The sequence below is a fragment of the Paenibacillus sp. UNC217MF genome (assembly GCF_000686865.1).
In the GTDB taxonomy this organism is placed as follows: Bacteria; Bacillota; Bacilli; order Paenibacillales; family Paenibacillaceae; genus Paenibacillus_B; species Paenibacillus_B suaedae.
On record NZ_KK366027.1, the window covers coordinates 277,740 to 295,327 of the forward strand.

19 protein-coding genes and 5 pseudogenes are annotated in these 17,588 nt (G+C 43.9%); 19 read left to right on the plus strand and 5 right to left on the minus strand.

The genetic code is table 11. The features are described from left to right. Positions 1-347: 347 nt before the first annotated feature. Positions 348-1,721 carry an MFS transporter gene (locus tag BP95_RS0117315; protein WP_036667360.1) on the plus strand — a complete coding sequence of 458 codons (1,374 nt, stop codon included), beginning with the start codon at positions 348-350 and terminating at the stop codon, positions 1,719-1,721. A 257-nt stretch (positions 1,722-1,978) separates the two neighbouring features. Here BP95_RS0117315 and BP95_RS0117325 read toward each other — a convergent pair whose 3' ends face one another. Then, entirely contained in the window at positions 1,979-2,227 is a 249-nt protein-coding gene (locus BP95_RS0117325; protein WP_021255691.1) for a hypothetical protein, read from the minus strand. Between the two features lie 465 nt (positions 2,228-2,692). Here BP95_RS0117325 and BP95_RS0117330 point away from each other — a divergent pair, with 465 nt between their 5' ends. The 7 genes and pseudogenes from BP95_RS0117330 (at position 2,693) to BP95_RS32615 (ending at position 7,877) form a co-directional block, all read left to right on the plus strand. Next, on the plus strand, positions 2,693-3,643 hold the full coding sequence (locus BP95_RS0117330) for a BadF/BadG/BcrA/BcrD ATPase family protein (protein ID WP_036667250.1): 951 nt from the start codon (positions 2,693-2,695) through the stop codon (positions 3,641-3,643). A gap of 69 nt (positions 3,644-3,712) precedes the next feature. Beyond that, positions 3,713-3,847: a hypothetical protein gene (locus BP95_RS34280; protein ID WP_268632172.1), complete on the plus strand. Its 135-nt coding sequence runs from the start codon at positions 3,713-3,715 to the stop codon at positions 3,845-3,847. Positions 3,848-3,857: 10 nt separating this feature from the next. Beyond that, a complete protein-coding gene (locus tag BP95_RS0117340) occupies positions 3,858-4,163 on the plus strand; it encodes a hypothetical protein (RefSeq protein ID WP_021255694.1) in 306 nt (101 codons plus the stop codon). Positions 4,164-4,295: 132 nt separating this feature from the next. Then, positions 4,296-5,186, plus strand: a complete 891-nt coding sequence (locus tag BP95_RS0117345; RefSeq protein ID WP_028532837.1) for an alpha/beta hydrolase family protein — start codon at positions 4,296-4,298, stop codon at positions 5,184-5,186. A gap of 263 nt (positions 5,187-5,449) precedes the next feature. Beyond that, on the plus strand, positions 5,450-6,289 hold the full coding sequence (locus BP95_RS0117350; RefSeq protein WP_327194867.1) for a GNAT family N-acetyltransferase: 840 nt from the start codon (positions 5,450-5,452) through the stop codon (positions 6,287-6,289). A gap of 56 nt (positions 6,290-6,345) precedes the next feature. Beyond that, positions 6,346-7,092 carry an aminoglycoside 3'-phosphotransferase gene (locus tag BP95_RS0117355; RefSeq protein WP_268632249.1) on the plus strand — a complete coding sequence of 249 codons (747 nt, stop codon included), beginning with the start codon at positions 6,346-6,348 and terminating at the stop codon, positions 7,090-7,092. 186 nt (positions 7,093-7,278) lie between these two features. Further along, positions 7,279-7,877, plus strand: a pseudogene (locus BP95_RS32615) (DJ-1/PfpI family protein). Here the strand turns inward: BP95_RS32615 and BP95_RS34285 are convergent. The 3 genes and pseudogenes from BP95_RS34285 to BP95_RS34600 form a co-directional block, all read right to left on the minus strand. After that, positions 7,767-8,777: an MMPL family transporter gene (locus BP95_RS34285; protein ID WP_028532840.1), complete on the minus strand. Its 1,011-nt coding sequence runs from the start codon at positions 8,775-8,777 to the stop codon at positions 7,767-7,769. The pseudogene BP95_RS32615 and the gene BP95_RS34285 sit on opposite strands and share 111 nt — an antisense overlap. Further along, the gene (locus BP95_RS34290; protein ID WP_051614122.1) at positions 8,777-9,406 is read right to left on the minus strand and encodes an MMPL family transporter; all 630 of its coding nucleotides are present in this window, start codon (positions 9,404-9,406) and stop codon (positions 8,777-8,779) included. Before BP95_RS34290 ends, BP95_RS34285 begins: the two co-directional genes overlap by 1 nt. A gap of 11 nt (positions 9,407-9,417) precedes the next feature. Then, positions 9,418-9,552 (minus strand): annotated as a pseudogene (locus tag BP95_RS34600) (TetR/AcrR family transcriptional regulator); the annotation flags it as partial. A 1,047-nt stretch (positions 9,553-10,599) separates the two neighbouring features. On the opposite strand from BP95_RS34600, the gene BP95_RS34605 reads away from it, so the two are divergent. The 11 genes and pseudogenes from BP95_RS34605 to BP95_RS33190 all read left to right on the plus strand — a co-directional run. Next, positions 10,600-10,692 (plus strand): VOC family protein, encoded by a 93-nt coding sequence (locus BP95_RS34605; RefSeq protein ID WP_414813110.1) that lies wholly within the window; start codon positions 10,600-10,602, stop codon positions 10,690-10,692. Further along, a complete protein-coding gene (locus BP95_RS0117375; RefSeq protein ID WP_028532842.1) occupies positions 10,689-10,973 on the plus strand; it encodes a VOC family protein in 285 nt (94 codons plus the stop codon). The genes BP95_RS34605 and BP95_RS0117375 overlap by 4 nt, the downstream gene beginning before the upstream one ends. A 19-nt stretch (positions 10,974-10,992) precedes the next feature. Then, positions 10,993-11,439 (plus strand): GyrI-like domain-containing protein, encoded by a 447-nt coding sequence (locus BP95_RS0117380; RefSeq protein ID WP_051614123.1) that lies wholly within the window; start codon positions 10,993-10,995, stop codon positions 11,437-11,439. Between the two features lie 9 nt (positions 11,440-11,448). Continuing rightward, a pseudogene (locus BP95_RS34610) lies at positions 11,449-11,541 on the plus strand (VOC family protein); the annotation flags it as partial. A 108-nt stretch (positions 11,542-11,649) separates the two neighbouring features. After that, complete coding sequence (locus tag BP95_RS0117385; protein WP_021255701.1) at positions 11,650-12,048, plus strand: VOC family protein; 399 nt, start codon at positions 11,650-11,652, stop codon at positions 12,046-12,048. A 33-nt stretch (positions 12,049-12,081) separates the two neighbouring features. Further along, positions 12,082-12,309 carry an AMP-binding protein gene (locus BP95_RS0117390; RefSeq protein WP_028532844.1) on the plus strand — a complete coding sequence of 76 codons (228 nt, stop codon included), beginning with the start codon at positions 12,082-12,084 and terminating at the stop codon, positions 12,307-12,309. A gap of 225 nt (positions 12,310-12,534) precedes the next feature. After that, positions 12,535-12,867, plus strand: a complete 333-nt coding sequence (locus tag BP95_RS34615; RefSeq protein ID WP_442952335.1) for an AMP-binding protein — start codon at positions 12,535-12,537, stop codon at positions 12,865-12,867. A 262-nt stretch (positions 12,868-13,129) separates the two neighbouring features. Continuing rightward, positions 13,130-14,095, plus strand: coding sequence for a 2,3-diaminopropionate biosynthesis protein SbnB (sbnB, locus tag BP95_RS0117400; protein WP_028532845.1), 966 nt, complete (start codon positions 13,130-13,132; stop codon positions 14,093-14,095). 58 nt (positions 14,096-14,153) lie between these two features. Further along, positions 14,154-14,363 (plus strand): annotated as a pseudogene (locus BP95_RS33185) (NADH-dependent alcohol dehydrogenase); the annotation flags it as partial. Between the two features lie 578 nt (positions 14,364-14,941). Further along, positions 14,942-15,574, plus strand: a complete 633-nt coding sequence (locus tag BP95_RS0117405; RefSeq protein WP_028532846.1) for a class I SAM-dependent methyltransferase — start codon at positions 14,942-14,944, stop codon at positions 15,572-15,574. A gap of 28 nt (positions 15,575-15,602) precedes the next feature. After that, positions 15,603-15,728, plus strand: a pseudogene (locus BP95_RS33190) (DinB family protein); the annotation flags it as partial. A 175-nt stretch (positions 15,729-15,903) separates the two neighbouring features. On the opposite strand, the gene BP95_RS0117415 reads toward BP95_RS33190, so the two are convergent. After that, positions 15,904-17,346, minus strand: a complete 1,443-nt coding sequence (locus tag BP95_RS0117415; protein WP_028532847.1) for an MFS transporter — start codon at positions 17,344-17,346, stop codon at positions 15,904-15,906. Between the last annotated feature and the right edge of the window lie 242 nt (positions 17,347-17,588).

Below are 17,588 nucleotides of genomic sequence, written 5' to 3' on the forward strand. Positions count from 1 at the left end.
TAGAGGAATAACCAGATTTAGAGTATATGAAAGCCCGGAAGATAGACACTTGTGACAAAGAGTGGGTATTCGTCGGGTTTTTATACTTTGCACACAAAATACTGCGCGTGCATTTTATAACGCAATGTATATTAATTATAAACTTTACAGGATATGGTGATAAGAATGCATGCAAAAAATGAGCTTATTGTCATCGAGGGCTACGTACATGTAGAAAGAACCATTTGCGCGAAACTGGGGCCGGTATTCGATACCCGGCAAGCCGCTCTTCCGCTGAAGGGGAGGGAAGACTGTTGAGCGTTGCTGCACACGAAAGACTAGGAACAGCTGACGGAAAACGGGCATGGATGATGACGGCGATTTGTCTCAGCGCATTCTTGTCTCACTTTACCGCCGGGGTAGTGAATGTGTCGCTTCCCCGATTCGTCTCCGTGTTCCAGTCCGATATTGGGACAGTGCATTGGATGACGACTGGATATCTCCTCGCTATTACGTCGCTCCTCCCCTTGATGGGCAAGTTAGGCGATCGCTGGGGGCATCGCCGCATCCATAACTGCGGCATAGCCTTATTCACAATTAGCTCTGTTCTGGTTGCGCTCTCGCCGAATCTCACCGTGCTCCTCTTCATGCGGGTTGTGCAAGCGACAGGTACGGCAATGTTCCAAGCGACAAATATGGCAATTATCACGTTTCATATGCCGGGCACACATAGAGGGCGGGCTCTCGGTTTTGTGAGCACCGCTGTTGCCCTAGGCGGCATGGCGGGACCGGTTGCAGGCAGCTTCACCGCGGCATGGTTGAGCTGGCAATGGGCGTTTCTGATTCATGTTCCCGTGGCGGTCGCGGCAACCGGGTTAGCGCTGCGCTTCATCCCTGCTGATCAGAAGATTAAGACGAGGAAAGCCTCATTGGACGTAATTGGAGCCATTTTGTTCATGTGCAGCATCAGCATTGGAATATACGCCATTGTGAACGGAGGCGCGATAGGGTGGCGATCTCCGAATATGCTTCTACTGTATGCAGTCCTGCTAATTGTTTGCCCTTTGGGCTGGCTGTGGCAGTCCCGGCAGAAAGAGCCTTTTCTGCCGCTCTCGGCGTTCCGTATTCAAGCCGTAGCCTGCGGTCTGATCATTAGCTGTGCATCTTTCCTGATGGCCAATATTGCATTGGTTCTCATGCCTTTTTATATTTCCGGAACCACCTCGGTATCCACGGCGGATACAGGCTATGTCATGCTGGCATATCCGCTGCTCTTGGCTGTAATCGGTCCCGTTGCAGGGCACTTATCTGATCGGATAGGCTCACGCCGCTTAATGGGTCTTGGAATATGTGCAATGGCAGGCGGGTTCATACTATTCTCTGGGGTATTCGGCGTATTGCCGCTGTGGGCAATTATTTGTACGCTTGCCTTGATCGGTTCGGGAATGGGGCTGATCGCTTCGCCGAATAACAGCTTCATTATGAGCCATGCGGTGAAGGAAGACGCAGGATCGCTCGGGAGCATGATTGCATTGACGCGTAACGTGGGCTTGGTGCTCGGTGCCGCGCTAGGATTGGGACTTATGGACGACGGCGATCCTGCCAAGCCGTTGGAGGCATATCTGAACATCTTTGGTTTCGGCGCATGGATCGGCGCTGCCAGCCTGCTGCCGCTCTGTTACAGTTGGTACGTACGGAGAAGTATGGTAAAGCGGCGGCAAGGAATCAGTGTAGAAAAATGATGGTAAACAAAGATGCTATGTGGGTACTACCAGGTATAAATATAGCAACTTGTAACTGCAAAAAGGCGTATAGCGATGGAATTATCTTGGATAATGTAGAGGAGATTCACACAGGGGAGAAACGGCGATAGTGCGAAAATAGGGAGTATAAAGCGGCTCTACAATTCCTCAACTAACCATGAACCATTATCATGGTATGGGACGAATTATTAGAGCCGCTTATGTACAAGAATGAAATTAATTGTTAGCGAACCGAATTAGTTCTGGGCAATACATCCGCTACGGGTTTCTGTCTCTGTCCATGTTTTGGTCTCCGATTGGCCGTTGTCATACTTGCAGGTTTGCATGTAGTGTTTAGTGATGTAGGTTTTTCCATTGAGGCAGTTTGTTTCGGTTCTGATTAAAGTTTTTCCGCCGCACCAGGCTGCATGGGATGGGCTTGGCAACGCCACGAGGAATGCAGAAGCGCACACAACAACCGCCATCATTTTTGTTATTTTGTTCATATGATCACCCCCTTTTATGAATATATTCTACCTATTAATAAGTTTTCCTCCTTTAATATAGAAATAAATTCTATCTTTTCCCATACCATTACTATTATCAATCAACTACGACCAGCTAATCCAGACTACGTGAGCGGGTCATGAGACATGAGTGACAACCAGCTTGCGAATAGCAGTAGGTTCGAGCCATGTCCAACTACCTGCTCTTTTAATTACCAATAACTCATCTACATGGAGCAGAAACCCGGAAGAACGCCACTGGAGACAAAGAGAGGCTATCATCCGAGTTTTTTATGTATTACTTATGCAGATTGCTGCACTTGCTCCGGAAAAGAAGGTTTATCGAAATCCTTAAAGAATATGAAACGTAATGGAATTTCATGGATGACTTACGATTAAGGGATAGCTGCTAATAGAGTGATGATGGGTTTGATTTCGATAATTGGTTAGGGGGTCATTGCTGTGATGGAGCGGAATATTGTTATCGGCATTGATGGAGGCGGCACGAATACAAGAGTTATGATCTGTGATCTAAACGGAAATGAGCTTGCGTATGCGGAAGGCGGCTGTGCATCCAAGTATAAAGACGAGAACGCAGCTGAGAATGTGAAAGCGGCGATTAAGAATGCGCTTGCGATAGCAGGGCGAGATACAACCTCTGTGGCCGCGCTTGTTGCTGGCCTTGCGGGCTATGACTCAGAAGCAGATGACGTATGGATTCATGCATTTACTGACCTACCGGGGCTTGACTGTCCCAAGCTGCATTTGAATGACTCCGATGTTGCTCACGCAGGAGCACTTCAAAATCAACCAGGTATCATTGCCATTGCCGGAACAGGAACGATGATTATGGGCATCAATGAATACGGTACACGAACCCGAAACTTGGATTATCGCCATTACGCATATAGCGCAGCACGTCATCTTGCCTATGATGCTGTGTATGAAGTACTTGCAGGTCCCCCAGATGATTCGAATAAAGGACTGATTGCGGAGATGATGCAGCATTGGCAGTTGAATAGCTTAGAGCAGTTGCAGGAGCTTGCTCGGCGGGGATTTGAGCCAGATACGATGAAGCGCGATCAGCATTTTGGGCAATTCGCTCCATGTGTAACCACAGCGGCAGAACAGGGCAGCAGTATAGCAAGAAGCGTATGCAACCGCGCTGTAGAGCAGCTCCGATTAGGGATTGAGCTTGTCGGCTCCAACTTCGCTGAACGCAGCATCGATGTCGCGCTAATCGGCAGCGTCATCTGCAGTTCCTACATGCGCAGCAAACTATCTGAAATGCTTATAGCGCATCCAGTTAAGCAATATCGCTTGGTTGATCCACTATTTCCACCCGTAGTCGGTGCCATTCTGCTTGCCTATAAGGAGCTAGGCGTCCAAGCGGAAATGAATCTAGCAATGAAGTAGAACATGATTATCTAACATAGATCGTATTGTTAACATAGCTATGTAGATAAAAAGGAGCTGTTTGTATTAATGGATGATTTCATGAATCATGATGGATTTGGGCAAAACATCGAACGAGAAGTCCTGCGTGCAATTGTACCACGCATTGCTACAATCGAAATTCCTGTATCGGATTTGAAAAAAAGCGATAGCCTGGTATACTGAGACCTTTGGCATGAAGGTTCTTGGAGAACCGGACGAAGATTGGGAGGCATCCATGCTTTATCTGGATGGAGGCGAACGTCTCGGAGTTCCAAACTTATACTTGGTTGAGAATCAAGATGAACAACGACTTGCTTTTACGAATACATATACGGATGTAGCCCATAGTGTAATTGACTTCTGCTCAGCCAATGTAGAGGAGATGCTAATAGGGTTGCGTTCTCGGAATGTAACGATGAATGGAGTTAGTGGATTTTTTGATTCGGACGGGAATTCATTAGCCGTATGCAGCGCAGTACATTATGGACAAGTGAAATAAACAAGACCACAAAACATCCGACTGTACCTTTGCAAAATAGGTTCAACACGCTAACATGAATTACCGTATAGTATAAATGAAGTCACATTCCAAGCGAGTCTACATCTTACTATCTCAGGGGGAACACATAAAATGGATGTAAATGAAAGCAAGAAACCAGAGTACGCAGGACTCCGCAAAGTCGAAATATCGGATAAGGCTTTGGGCATTACGTTTCCAATGTGGGTGATGTATCCGACGGGAACGGCAGAGCAGACCGTTCAATTAGGCCCTTATTCGATTGAGCTAGCGAAGGATGCGGAAGTCTTGGAAGGAACGTTCCCGCTGGTGCTGATCTCTCACGGTACTGGCAGCACTCCATTCGCCTATCGTATGTTAGCTCAGCATTTAGCGCGGAACGGTTTTATCGTCGGGATGCCTGAACATCCATACAATAATAGAAATGATAATAGCTTGGAAGGTACAGTTCAAAATCTGACGAACAGACCCCGTCACATTCGGATGGCCATCGACTTGTTTTTTGAAAATGAGAGGTTTGCTAGGAAAGTGAACCCGAATGACGTTTCGATTATCGGTCATTCTCTCGGAGGATACACGGCTTTGGCAGCGGCAGGTGGGGAGCCCACCTCATTTCCTCATGAGTCATCAGATGGGCAACCGCAACACATAGAAGTCATACCAGATTCCCGCATTCAGTCGCTCGTACTACTAGCGCCAGCATCGGTTTGGTTTCAATCCGAAGAAGCGTTACGCATGGTTGATATCCCTATTTTGATGCTTGACGCCGAAAAAGACCCATATATACCCGCTTTTCATGCGCAAATTATTATGAATGGGGTTGCAGATCGAAATAAAGTTCAGTATAGAACCGTACAAAATGCCGGACACTTTTCCTTTTTGAGCCCATTTCCACCTTCGATGAGTTCACCATCATTTCTGCCATCACAGGATCCTCCCGGCTTTGATCGAATTCAGTTCCACAAGGAGCTGTGCGCAGAAATCACGAGCTTTCTGAAGCGGTAGTAATCATTGTTGCATGCCTCGAAGAATGAATTGGCTAACGGGACGATAACTCAATAAAGATAATTGGCGGCAGCCGACTCCTTGGGGTCAGCTGCCTAATTGTTCGTGTAGAAGACTGTTAAAAAATAACTAGTACTTACACATATGCATGTGGTAAAATATGACTCCCTAAAATCAACTGGCTAACGAAAGGGAGTGTACGCGTGGAAGATCTGATAATAGAACCATACCAACCTAAAAGGGATAAAAATTCAATCAGAGCTATGTTGTGTGGAGATGAACAGATTAAAGAATTGCTAAAATGCGAGAGAATGTTCCCGGATGGTATATTTGTCGCCCGCTACAATGGCATAACAGTAGGTTTCCTATCCATTGATGGGATAAAGAGAAAAGCACAGACAATGATATATGTTAGCGAGGAATACAGAAGGAAGGGGATTGGAACTGCCCTCATGGCGAAGGTAGACCACTTGCTCACCCCACATAAGATCGTAGAACGTTCGATGGGTGGATGCATGGATGGCGATCGTTCTACTTTGCAATTTTTATATAAGAATGGTTACTACATCAGTTGGTCGTCTCACATCATGGAGCGGGAAGGTGGCTATCTTCCTGAACAGCATATTTCGGTTAGACCTTATGAAGATGATGATTATGAGACCTGTCATGTACTTATCGAGGTCGCTTTTTACAAGTTGCATGATAATCTGGGAATGCTTCCAACCTATTATTTCCCTCCGAATGAAAATGAACGAAAGCGCATGTTCGATAACAAAAGCAACATATACGTGCTTCTTGTTGAAGGGGAAATCGCAGGGGTTGGACATATTGATGGCAATGAGCTGAGTCATGTCTCTGTTCGGCATGATCTCCAATCTCAAGGATATGGCAGACCATTCGTTTCATTTCTTGTAAACGAAATCATGCGTCGCGGCAATACCATCGTTCAGCTGGGGGTTGTGAAAGGCAATTATGCGAGGAAGTTATATGAAAGTCTTGGTTTCAATGAAAAGTCATTGTACCACTGGCTAACCAAATACTATAGACCTGACACCCGAATGAGCAGTCCGCCAAGTGAGATATTGTCAGTTGAATCGAGGTGAGAGTTATAACCGAACTATTTCCAATCGAGATACAAGCCTACTTCAGTGAAGCAGAAGTGACAGTCGTTAAGAAAACCGCAAGATCATCAGTATATCACATGAAAAATCAATCCCACGATGTCTTCCTAAAAGTAACTCCAAAAGAACAAATGCAGCGTGAAGCCATCATGACAAGCTATTTGCATCATAAAGGCATATGCCCAAGTGTACTACACTACAGTTCCAATGATATCAATGATTATCTGGTCACCGAACGAATTCCCGGTTCACATGCAGCAAGCGATGAATTTATAGCTCACCCAGAGCATTTATGCGATGTATTTGCGGAAAGCCTTCTACATTTGCATCAAATTGCACGTACAGATTGCCCTGTTACAAACGGATTAGAGGATATGTTCATCCGGGCAGAGCGCAATTACAGGGAAGGGAAGGCAGAAAAGAGCCTTCTTCACTATATGGGATATACCAGTAGAGAATCCGCATATAAAGATATGGTGTCTCTATATAAATACGCTGAAGAAGACAAAGTGATCATACATGGCGACTATTGCTTGCCGAACTTAATTCTGCAAGATAATAAACGGAATGGCTTCATAGATGTAGGGTATGGCGGGATAGGAGATCGGCATTATGATATCTTCTGGGCGCTATGGTCTCTACAATTCAACTTGAAAAGCGCTGACTATGCCAATCGATTTGTGAAAGCATATGGCGAACATGTTATTGATCAAAATCGGCTTCGTCTTTGTGGGCTTCTATCGGTGTTTAACGGCTTTAGAGGACAAGATTATTATGAATCGTAGATTCGCAATGGGGGGGAGTACCAGCGTAGCTGATACCACAGCAAACACATGGATTATTTTAGGGATTTGTTAATTCTCTCGTTATATTCGAATTGTGCATCGGAACTTTTCTTTAATCATGGGAACTAAGCTAACTGGCTGGAAGAAGAGTACAACATTCTTTCCGTACATGGACGGTGTTCTAAATTGAAAATTCAAATTGTATTGTTTGACGGCTTCGGAGAGCTTGTCTCTTTCGCATCCTTTGAGGTACTCAAAAGAGCGATAGAAGAAGGGGCTTTGTTTACGGTTGAATTCGTATCAAGTGAACCAAAACAAGAAGTTACTACTTCGTTTGGAGTAACGGTTAAACTTCATGATTTTTTACGAATGGATAATGTCCAGATCTGTTAATTGTACCTGGTGGAGGCTGGAATCATAAAGCTGAACATGGGGCACGAAAGCAAGCAGAGCTTGGAACCCTGACCAAAATGATTAGGGAGATGCACAACGAAGGAACGATTGTTGCTGGAGTTTGTACAGGAGGTATGCTGCTAGCTGCCTCCGGTTTATTGAGTGGTCTACAGGCGACGATGCACCATTTGGCGCAGAATGAAATCATTGAATACGGGGCAGAGCTTCTTCGTTACAGAATTGTCGATCAAGGGAATATTATCACTGCAAGAGGAGTCACTTCAGGAATTGATTTGGGACATTGGATCACGGAACGGTTCGCAAGCGCCAAAATTGCAGCTGCCGTTGAATATAGAATGGAATACGAGAGACGAGGTGTTGTTTGGTGTTAAGAGTGCTGCAATTACCCCAATGTGCTTGGTCCCTTCAAATCGAAATATAAAAGCCGCACGAACTCTATTCCTAGTCCTGCGGCTTGTAATCGTGATTACGTTATGATTGGCACTCACATTATCGATCCCACGCAGCATCATGACTTGAGTGCCGACAGGGCTCACTTGGATCCCATCGCTGGCATCGATTTGTTGTGTAATGGTATTCATAAGCTCCAACTGCTGCGCCGATGACAGTTCTTGATTCACTTTGAACTGCATCGTAGCATACTGCTTATTTGCACTAACGACGGACTTCAGTAGAGTAGGAGGCATTTGCTTAATAAGATTCTCAAGCTGCTCCTTGTCAGATGAAAAATCATGATTACCAGTCATTTGAAGCAGGAGCTGTGGTAAGCTCGTAACTTCTTCTACGTCCTTATGCTGAGCCACGATCTTGTCTCCGAAGAGATTCATCCAATTTATCGTATCCGGATCGGTTACATCGTCCGCTTCAACTAAGTATGTGATGAAAATAGTAGATCCCACAACGTCTTGAAGGGAATTGGCATCTTTCAATGCCTTCAAATCCTGCGGTATCATTTTCATCAAGTTCGTTTCTGTAGGTATAGATGACTCCGTGGAGAAGCCAATTACAGATAGAACCAAGGCCACGACTAATATGGGAATAGGCAGTTTACCCACCCAATGGGTGTATTTTTCAAGGAATCGAGATAGCCATGTGTTTTCATTTATTATCTTAACTGGCTTCGTATGCTTTCGATCTAGTAAATGGAAGGTTGAGAACAACAGGCAGATCTCGATGACATAACAGAATATGACACCAATAGCTAACGTTACACCGAATTGCTGCATCATCGGAGCTTTGGACAGCAGCATTGTTAAAAAGCTTAACGCCATCACAAATACGGCATACCAACGGACGGCCCCACATGCCTGATCGAATTCGCAACGGCTGTTTTCGCGTTATAACTGCTAATTTTCAGCTCTTCTTCATATCTATTGTGGAATTGAACGCCGAAGTCGGTTCCCAACCCAACAATGATGGGCAGTGTAGCCATGGTAGCAACTGTGATCGGAAGACCGGCCCACCCCATAAATCCGAATGTCCATATCAAACCGATTAATACGAATGCGAGCGACAACACCCTACGACGAACCGGGAAGACAAGGAATAACACGACAATCATTAATACTACGGCTATTGCAAGCATGATTGCCATGATAGACATGACTTCATCCTTCACCTCGCCCAGAATGATCGGCATGCCTCCCGCTTTAACGGTAATCTTCGAATCGAAATTGCTGCTGTCAATAAGTTGATTGATTTCTCGATTGATACGGGCATAGGTGATGATGTCGGTATTTTTGGACGTATTTAGAACGATGATAATATGCTCACCGTTATCGGAGATCATCGGAGAAAGCTGAGAAGGAACTTTTCCCTTGTCCGAAAATACGAGTTGATGCAGCAAATCGTCATTCATATCCTGCACAGCAGGCAATGCTTGAAGTACCTGGCTAGCCATAGCTGCTTGTTGAAGGTACTGCGATGAACAAGCGATTTTTCGCAAATATCCTGAATAGTAATGGATGAAAAAGTCTTAGTTATCAGCAGTTCCATAAATGCATTGGTAATATCGCGTTTTGTTCGTATATTCGAATTACTGTTCATATTGGGCATCCTTTCTGCCAGGGAGTGAAAATGAATGGATAAGATAACAAATTTATTATGAAGATAGATTCGAGCAGACTCAAGTCTGTTGAAACAATAACTCTTTCTAAATTGAATAAAGTGATGAAAAGCGGCGTTGAGTTAACAGTAATAACATTATGTTAACAATATGGGCGCAGAGGTGCAGTGGTTACAGGTTCTAGCTCGCATGCATTATGATTTGTAGTTGCGTTGGAAGAACTCGGCGTAAACCAATCTGAGCTATTCTGTCAGTAGGTGGATTGTTTTAGCGAATTCTGCGCTTACCCGGGAAATTTCAAGTAACAAATACTTGGATCTGTTAAACTGCTTTGTTGATGTTTTATTGAAGTAACCGGTAGATTAGTGGAACAAAGAGGAGGAAGACTGATTACGGAGAAAATTATAATTTATGAAATACGCGACCACGGCCAAACTTATAATATATATTAACACGATGAGAATCAAAGTGGAAAAGCCTCCCGGTACTACGCCCTTAAGCCTTTTGTATTCGTGAATACAAAGGCTATGCGATATTCCGGAAAGAAATAAATTGTTTATATTTACAAAAGAGAACAATTGTTCTATTATATTAAATATCTCAACTAGCTAGAAACTAATGGTTTTGAGCACTAACTTCTAAAATCATAGTTTTCGCGTAACGTACCAGCATTCGCGCCCCACGCTCTTCCAAGGCAAGTCGATGGAGAGAACTCTAGAAACCCACCAACAGGACTTCATATTAGCACACCAACACATTCTAACATGTTCCGATGGAGCCATAAGGCTGCTCGCCGTAAAATACATGAGACATTTTATGAAATTGCCGAAGAACCAAAAATATTAAGCATTCAGAAATGATCTTCTTGACCATCTCGATTGAGATTGTACACCTCAAGAAAACGAATATTCTAGGTATTCCTTGCACAGGTCTAACGAATAAATCAACAATAAGAAGAGATGGATCATAACCTTTTTCACAAATGATATTGAGTCTTTACATACCTATTTGAAATCAGAAGTATCTTTATTCCAGTCAAAAATCTTGAAGAGTCCATTCACTGGTATGAGAGCATCTTAGGCTTTCAACTAACCGTAAATTGGGGAAGGGTGCAACATTGAAACTGAATCATACTCCTGCTGTATTAGGACTGATTCAAGTAGATGAAAAGCAGCCGGATACATTTAAGAAGAAAGATTCATTAATCACTCCGTACTACAATTTCTTAACTGAGGATGTCCACTCTGCCCATGAGTATCTGAAGAACAATGGAGTAAACGTGTTTGATATCCGTGACAGTGGCGATTTTTATTTAATGGATTTTGAAGATCCAGATGGAAACTTGCTCAGTATGATTGATTTGAATCAGGATTCAAGATGGCTCAAAAGCCTTACGAGATAATTTCAAAGGAGAAATGAATATGAACCAAAACCAAGTCGTGGTTGTTCACCTCCAGGAAAAAAAATTTATCGGCATTCCAGTAACATCTAGTTTTCAGAATCATGACCCAAAGCGAGTTGAAGCTACAAAAGAATCTTTCTTGAATCGCAAACATGAAATCAAAAACGTAATCAATTCACATGAATATGTGTGTCCGCACTTCTCATCGGAAGTACTATTTACTTATTTTTTCTGCATGGAAGTAAGTTCCCTTGAGGATATCCCTGAAGGCATGATTGGTTTTACAGCTCCGCCACATTCCTATGCGACAACAAGAACAGAAAAAGACCCTTATGAAGAAATCCATACTTACCTTGCAAACAATGGATTTGAAAACAATTCGAAGGCACTTGCACTTGAGGTCTATCAATTTGAAGATCCGGAATGGCCAGGAAAAGTAGATGTATTCGTTCCAGTTATCGATTAAGTAAGCAATATTGAGAACGCAAGAGATTGGTATTGCAAATTACTCGGCTTGCAGACTGATGGAGAGATATTATTTGGCCATATTTATGTGCTTCCAATAGAAAAGGTACATAATAGCATGTTCAGCACCCCGCCAAAGCTTTAAGCCGATGGGGAATTGTGATTACAGAAGCCTTGAAATCAATATATTTAACAAGGAGGAATACACATAATGGAAATAAAGATAAAAAACTATGCAGTTGTTTCATTGCCGGTTCGTGATCTAGAGGTTTCCGTTAGGTGGTACAATGAGGTACTCGGTATTCCGTTCACTTTCGAATACTCCCCGGGTGACCAAGAGGCTTGGCTTAACGTCGGGGGAGTCGGACTTGGGCTTATTCGATGCCCAGAGGTGCCAAAGCTGGACTTTACGAATAGCAGTGGAGAGCATCAGCCAATCATCTCGCTGGAGGTAGACAATATTCATGAAGTGTACGAGGAGTTAAAGAAGAAAGGGAACGATATCGGCGAAATGGTGTACAAGCCACAGGGCGGGTATGGCTTCACTTTCCGCGACCCGGACGGTCATATGGGGCATTTGTGGGGCGGTTGGCCAAAGGAAGAAAGCTGATTATTTTCTCACACAACAAAGAGGCATTACTTGATGCAGCATGCAGAGTGCGCAGTAGTGCTCACAAAGGACAGGCTTCACTTTGATTTGCCCGCAAAAAGCCGCATTGTGCCAGTAAAAGAAATGCTTGAATCAGAATCTTCTGTCCCGGTTGATAACATCACACTTACTTATAACCCTGATCGCTTAATGTATGTGCTTTACACTTCCGGCTCTACCGGCAGACCCAAAGGGGTCATGATTAGATCTCATGCCTTTTGAGAATCTAATGCATTGGTACACGCACGAATTTACATTTAGTGAATCGGATTGTGTACTGTTGATTGCTTCAATCAGTCTTGACTTGGCGCAAAAAAACTTGTATGCTCCGCTACTAACCGGTGGACGCCTTTGTCTTTTTCCAGCAGGCGTCAATGATTATGCAGGCATATCTGAAACGATCGAACGAGAGCAAGTAACTGTGATCAACTGTGCGCACAGCCGTATATATCCCTTGATCACTTGCATGCGCCTGAGGAAGATCAAAAGGATCTCGGGCATCATTTTTCGCGTCTCCGCTCTGTCAATCGATTGTTTTTGGGAGGCGAACCAATCAATTTATTAAAATTACGACCATGGACAACGTCGCCTTCTTTCTGCGCAGAGATTATCAATACGTACGGCCCAACCGAATTTACGGATGTCTCATCTTATTATCAGCTTACTCACCAAGATGTATCTCATGGAACGAATGTGCCGATCGGCAGTTCGGTTTATAATACTCAGTTATATGTACTTGATGAAAACCTACAGGTGCTTCCGCTTGGGATGGTCGGTTAACTCTATATTGGAGGTGTTGGACTGGCTCGCGGATATTACCGGGCGAAAGAGCAGACGATGGAGAAGTTTTTAGATAGTCCAGTATCCGGCAGCTGCTCAGCCATACGGGCGGCGTCAATGTTCCTGGATTTCCCAGGAAGAGCGCATAATCGGAGTTCTATGCTCGCAGGACGGCGTTCAGCAATTTGGGAAAAAGCTTAGATAGTCACTATTTTAACTGCGTGCCGGTCAAAGGCCGTACAAATGACGGGAGGTTCTCCATATGCTGTATTTGAATCATGCTGATATTTTGGATCTCGGTGTGGATTGGGATGCCAATATTGATGTCATCGAACATGCGGTTCGTTGCATCGCGAATGAGGAATACTCGCAACCGATTAAACCTTATTTGCGATTCCAGAATCAAGCCAACCGCATCATTGCAATGCCTGCCTACGCAGGCGGCGCATTTCAGATCGCGGGAATAAAGTGGATTGCCAGCTTTCCAGAGAATATACAAAAAGGTTTGCCTCGGGCCAATTCGGTAACGATCCTTAACGACGCGGAAACGGGTGTACCGATAGCAACTATCAATACTTCGCTGATAAGCGTCATACGCACATCAGCCGTGTCAGGCTTAATCGTGAAGTACTATGAAAATACGAGACGGCTACAAAATATTCAAGCCGGCATTGTAGGATTTGGCCCTATCGGTAAGTTCCATTTGAAGATGCTATGCGCATTACTGGGAGATCGCTTAAGCAAAATATATATTTATGATGTAGCAGGAGTTCGGCCAGAAGAAATTTCGCATTTAGAAGGGAAAGTAGAGGTTTGCAATAGCTGGGAAGATGCTTATGTAAACTCGGATATATTTATAACTTGCACGGTGTCCAAATCTGGTTATATAGATCGAAAACCAAAGGACAACGCTCTTATTCTGAATGTATCCTTAAGGGATTTTAAGCCTGAAATTCTGAATCACACGAAATCCATTATAGTCGACAACTGGGAAGAGGTTTGTCGGGAAAATACGGATATCCTGCACATGAATGAACAAATGGGATTGCAAAAAGAGCACACGAAATCCATTGTGGACATTGTGCTGGAAAATGAACTAAAACAACGAAGACCAAACGATGCTATCATGTTTAGCCCTATGGGCATGGCGATATTCGATATCGCCATGGCCCATCACTACTATAAGCTGGCTATGAACCGAGGGATAGGAACCCTCTTAAGTAGCTAGAAATGAGACAATGCTACAATTAAGGAGGAAGACGCGAAAGCAGTCGCGGTAGGAGCGCAAAAACGATCAACAAGTTGCTGAAGAAGGTATCGCCGAGCTTAGGAAATTCTTTGCATCCCTTTCTGCACCAAGCAGATTAGCGGATTATGGCATCGACGATTCAACGATTGAATTAATGGCGGATAAAGCAATGATATATGGTGATTTAGGAAACTTTAAGAAATTGAGCCGCTCCGATGTCTTGCATATATACCGGATGTCGCTTTAAGAGAACATTAATTCATATTACCGATCCTACTCCTTCCAAGTAAAGGGGGCCAGGATCGGTTTTTATTATGTGTCTGGAGTATGGGAATATGTAGTGATGCCTCACTAATCATCAGTGTTGCTCTATGTTGCAGGGTATGACATGCATTTCACTTCGGGATAATTAACGCAGTTTAATGTCGGTTGGATCGCCAAGGTGGACAAGGAGCAAGGTGAGCAGTGTTTCAATTTCAAGATGCGACGAAATTCTAATCTGGTTCCGTGAACCACATCGTGTCAACCGATTGACTTACGTACTTCGCATCTGTACAATAATAGACAAATGGGATCTATAATATCTTTTGAAATTGTCCTCTTTCTTTTCAATATGATGACACAAGCAAAACCTATTTTAGAGCGCATCTGCAGAACAAAAAGGTTACTAAAGTAACCCAATATGCTTGCAATTCATGAAGTAAAGTAACATTCACTTCATCAGAGATGTTTTTTATATTCTATTTACAGATATAAGATATCTACAATATACATTATATGCTTTTGTATTATATCGCATTTGAAACCATCACAGAGGAGAAAGCAATGACAGAATTCTGGGAAGCAAGCTTTATTGAGAAACAAATGATGTGGGGATTGGAACCTTCCGACTCTGCTTTTATGGCAAAGGACTTTTTCCTCGAGAAGAAAGTGAAGGACGTATTGATACCTGGTTTTGGTTACGGAAGAAATGCAAAGATATTCTCAGATAACGGAATGCATGTGACAGGTATTGAGATATCAAAAACAGCAATTGATTTAGCTAGGAAAAACGGGGTAAATGCTACTATTTATCATGGTTCAGTGACGAATATGCCATTTGATAACAAGCGATATGATGCGATATTCTGCTACGCCCTGATTCATTTACTGAACCGTCGTGAACGGGAAAAATTGATTCAAGATTGCTACAATCAGTTACAACCCGATGGATACATGATGTTTACTGCTGTTACAAAAAAAGCTCCCATGTATGGCAAAGGCAGAGAACTGAGTAAAGATCGATTTGAGATTATGGAAGGCGTCAAAATGTTCTACTATGATTCGAATTCAGTAAGACGAGAATTTGAGAAGTATGGATTAATCGAGTTCTCAGAAATTGACGAGCCCAATAAAAATATGAAAGATAAGCCTGCTATGAATTTTGTAATTATAACATGTAAAAAGGGAGCTATCTAAACTTTAAATCCGCTCGTTAATAGTCATAGAAGCTGCGCTTCGCACAGGTACCACGAACAACATGACGATATCGGCGCGTGCGCTTGCTTATACGATCGCGGGGCATGAGCTGCATCATTTGCATGTGCTGAAGGAACGTTATTTGGGAGAATAGAGGATTGATGGGAAGAAAGAGGTAATGAAAAGACTCATTACTATGGATATCGAAGCCGCGAGGATTATTCCTTGCGGCTTATTTGTGTTCTATGAATGAAACTTCGAACAAACTCTAAGAAGTCTGCCGTTGGTTTCATTACGGTTCATGACATACACTAGCGATGTATTCACTATCAATCGGCTCTATTACTTCGAAGTAATAACGATATCAAGGTGGATATGCCACAGATTACGCCTGCTGCAAGGAATGCACTATGGTAACCAGCTAGCTGTGCCACTACGGCAGTACTCCCAGATTCTACATGTATCGTGGTCACCGTATGAGAGAGTGTCACAAGTATGGCTATACCAAGCGCGCCACCAAGTTGACGTGCCGTATTTTGCAAACCGGAAGCAAGGCCTGTATCCTGTGCCGGAATGCCCGCAAGCACAGCTTGGATGGCGGTCATTAACATCAAGCCTAGTCCTGATCCTACAAGTAAACTTGGAAACAAGAACTCAGAAATATAGTCGGGTTGAGCCGGCAGCCAATTGAACCAGACAAATCCTGCAGCGGCCAAGAGACCACCCAGAAATGGAAGCCTTTTAAAGCCAGCGGCACGAAGTGGCCGGGATATAATCGAAGAAATAGCAAGCATAGCCGCCATAGGCAGCAGCGCTAATCCCGTTTGCAGCGGACTGTATCCGCTGATTTGCTGTAAACTTAGGGATGAAAATAACACGTTGGCTGTTAGTGCTCCGCCAAGTCCAAGTACCATGAAAATGCCAATCCGTACATTCCAGTGGCGGAAAATGCTTAAACGAATTAAAGGCGCAGCCGTGTTCTTCTCAATAGCGATGAACACCAGTAATAGCACAAGCGCACCGGCTAACGAGCACAGAACAACTGGAGATTTCCAACCCCGTTCAAGCGTTTGTGTGATTCCAAAAATAAAGGCTGTCAGAGCAAGCGTAATTGCAGCAGCTCCTGGTATATCCAGCTTGGCGGGACTATTTTCTTTCGACTGTGGAAGCAGGCAAATGGCGACCATACCGCTGAGCACAACCCCGATCGGAACATTAACAAACATTACCCAACGCCAGTTGATTAAGCTCGTTAGAACTCCGCCAATCATTACTCCGAACGCAGATGCAATAGAGGAAGAGGCTGCCCATAACGATATCGCCCGATCTTGCTTGGCACCTCTCGGATATGCAGCAACGATTACGGTTAGTGTAGATGTGGCGAGCACAGAGCCTCCCAGTCCTTGTACAGCACGTGCCGCTAATAACATGGGGCCTGTTGTTGCAAGTCCGCCAGCGAGGCTGGCTAACGTAAATAGGATAAGTCCAGACTGAAGTATTACTCTTCTGCCATAAATGTCGCTGGCACGTGCCGCAAGCAGCATAAAACCGCCTAATGTCAGCAAATAGGCATCAATTACCCATTGCTGTTCAGCAACAGAAAGGCCCAGATCCGTTTGCATGGCCGGCAAAGCAACATTAACAATCGAGCTGTCCATGACAACCATAAAGGCGCATAAACAAGCAACTAATGCGGCAACCCATGCAGGTATGCCTTTTTTCAGTGGTGACGACACGATTGGGGCAGACAAATTCACAGAATTAGATGACATCGAGATCCCTCCATAAAAATATGCTGGTGAATTCAATCAATTAGACATGGTCTGTTCTATATTTTAGAATAGGAATAACGATGTACGATAACGCTAATTGGACAAAAAATAACGAGAAATGGCCAAAAAAAGGGGCGTAGCAAACTGAACTCAGAAGAGGTAGATAAGAGTGATTGGCTGGAAGGGCCTTCATTAATTGCCTTTTGGGGCAATGATGATTCCGACAACCCTTTCCGGCTTGG

What these genes read in the sequence shown, in the direction of transcription:
- BP95_RS0117350 (WP_327194867.1), top strand. Translation starts at nt 5,450, where the DNA reads ATGTTGTGTGGAGATGAACAGATTAAAGAATTGCTAAAATGCGAGAGA.
- BP95_RS0117380 (WP_051614123.1), top strand. Translation starts at nt 10,993, where the DNA reads ATGAACCAAAACCAAGTCGTGGTTGTTCACCTCCAGGAAAAAAAATTT.
- BP95_RS0117325 (WP_021255691.1), bottom strand. Translation starts at nt 2,227, where the DNA reads ATGAACAAAATAACAAAAATGATGGCGGTTGTTGTGTGCGCTTCTGCA.
- sbnB (WP_028532845.1), top strand. Translation starts at nt 13,130, where the DNA reads ATGCTGTATTTGAATCATGCTGATATTTTGGATCTCGGTGTGGATTGG.
- BP95_RS0117390 (WP_028532844.1), top strand. Translation starts at nt 12,082, where the DNA reads ATGCAGCATGCAGAGTGCGCAGTAGTGCTCACAAAGGACAGGCTTCAC.
- BP95_RS0117340 (WP_021255694.1), top strand. Translation starts at nt 3,858, where the DNA reads ATGAAGGTTCTTGGAGAACCGGACGAAGATTGGGAGGCATCCATGCTT.
- BP95_RS0117315 (WP_036667360.1), top strand. Translation starts at nt 348, where the DNA reads ATGATGACGGCGATTTGTCTCAGCGCATTCTTGTCTCACTTTACCGCC.
- BP95_RS0117345 (WP_028532837.1), top strand. Translation starts at nt 4,296, where the DNA reads ATGGATGTAAATGAAAGCAAGAAACCAGAGTACGCAGGACTCCGCAAA.
- BP95_RS0117405 (WP_028532846.1), top strand. Translation starts at nt 14,942, where the DNA reads ATGACAGAATTCTGGGAAGCAAGCTTTATTGAGAAACAAATGATGTGG.
- BP95_RS0117330 (WP_036667250.1), top strand. Translation starts at nt 2,693, where the DNA reads ATGGAGCGGAATATTGTTATCGGCATTGATGGAGGCGGCACGAATACA.
- BP95_RS34285 (WP_028532840.1), bottom strand. Translation starts at nt 8,777, where the DNA reads ATGGCGTTAAGCTTTTTAACAATGCTGCTGTCCAAAGCTCCGATGATG.
- BP95_RS0117385 (WP_021255701.1), top strand. Translation starts at nt 11,650, where the DNA reads ATGGAAATAAAGATAAAAAACTATGCAGTTGTTTCATTGCCGGTTCGT.
- BP95_RS34280 (WP_268632172.1), top strand. Translation starts at nt 3,713, where the DNA reads ATGGATGATTTCATGAATCATGATGGATTTGGGCAAAACATCGAACGA.
- BP95_RS34290 (WP_051614122.1), bottom strand. Translation starts at nt 9,406, where the DNA reads ATGGCTAGCCAGGTACTTCAAGCATTGCCTGCTGTGCAGGATATGAAT.
- BP95_RS0117415 (WP_028532847.1), bottom strand. Translation starts at nt 17,346, where the DNA reads ATGTCATCTAATTCTGTGAATTTGTCTGCCCCAATCGTGTCGTCACCA.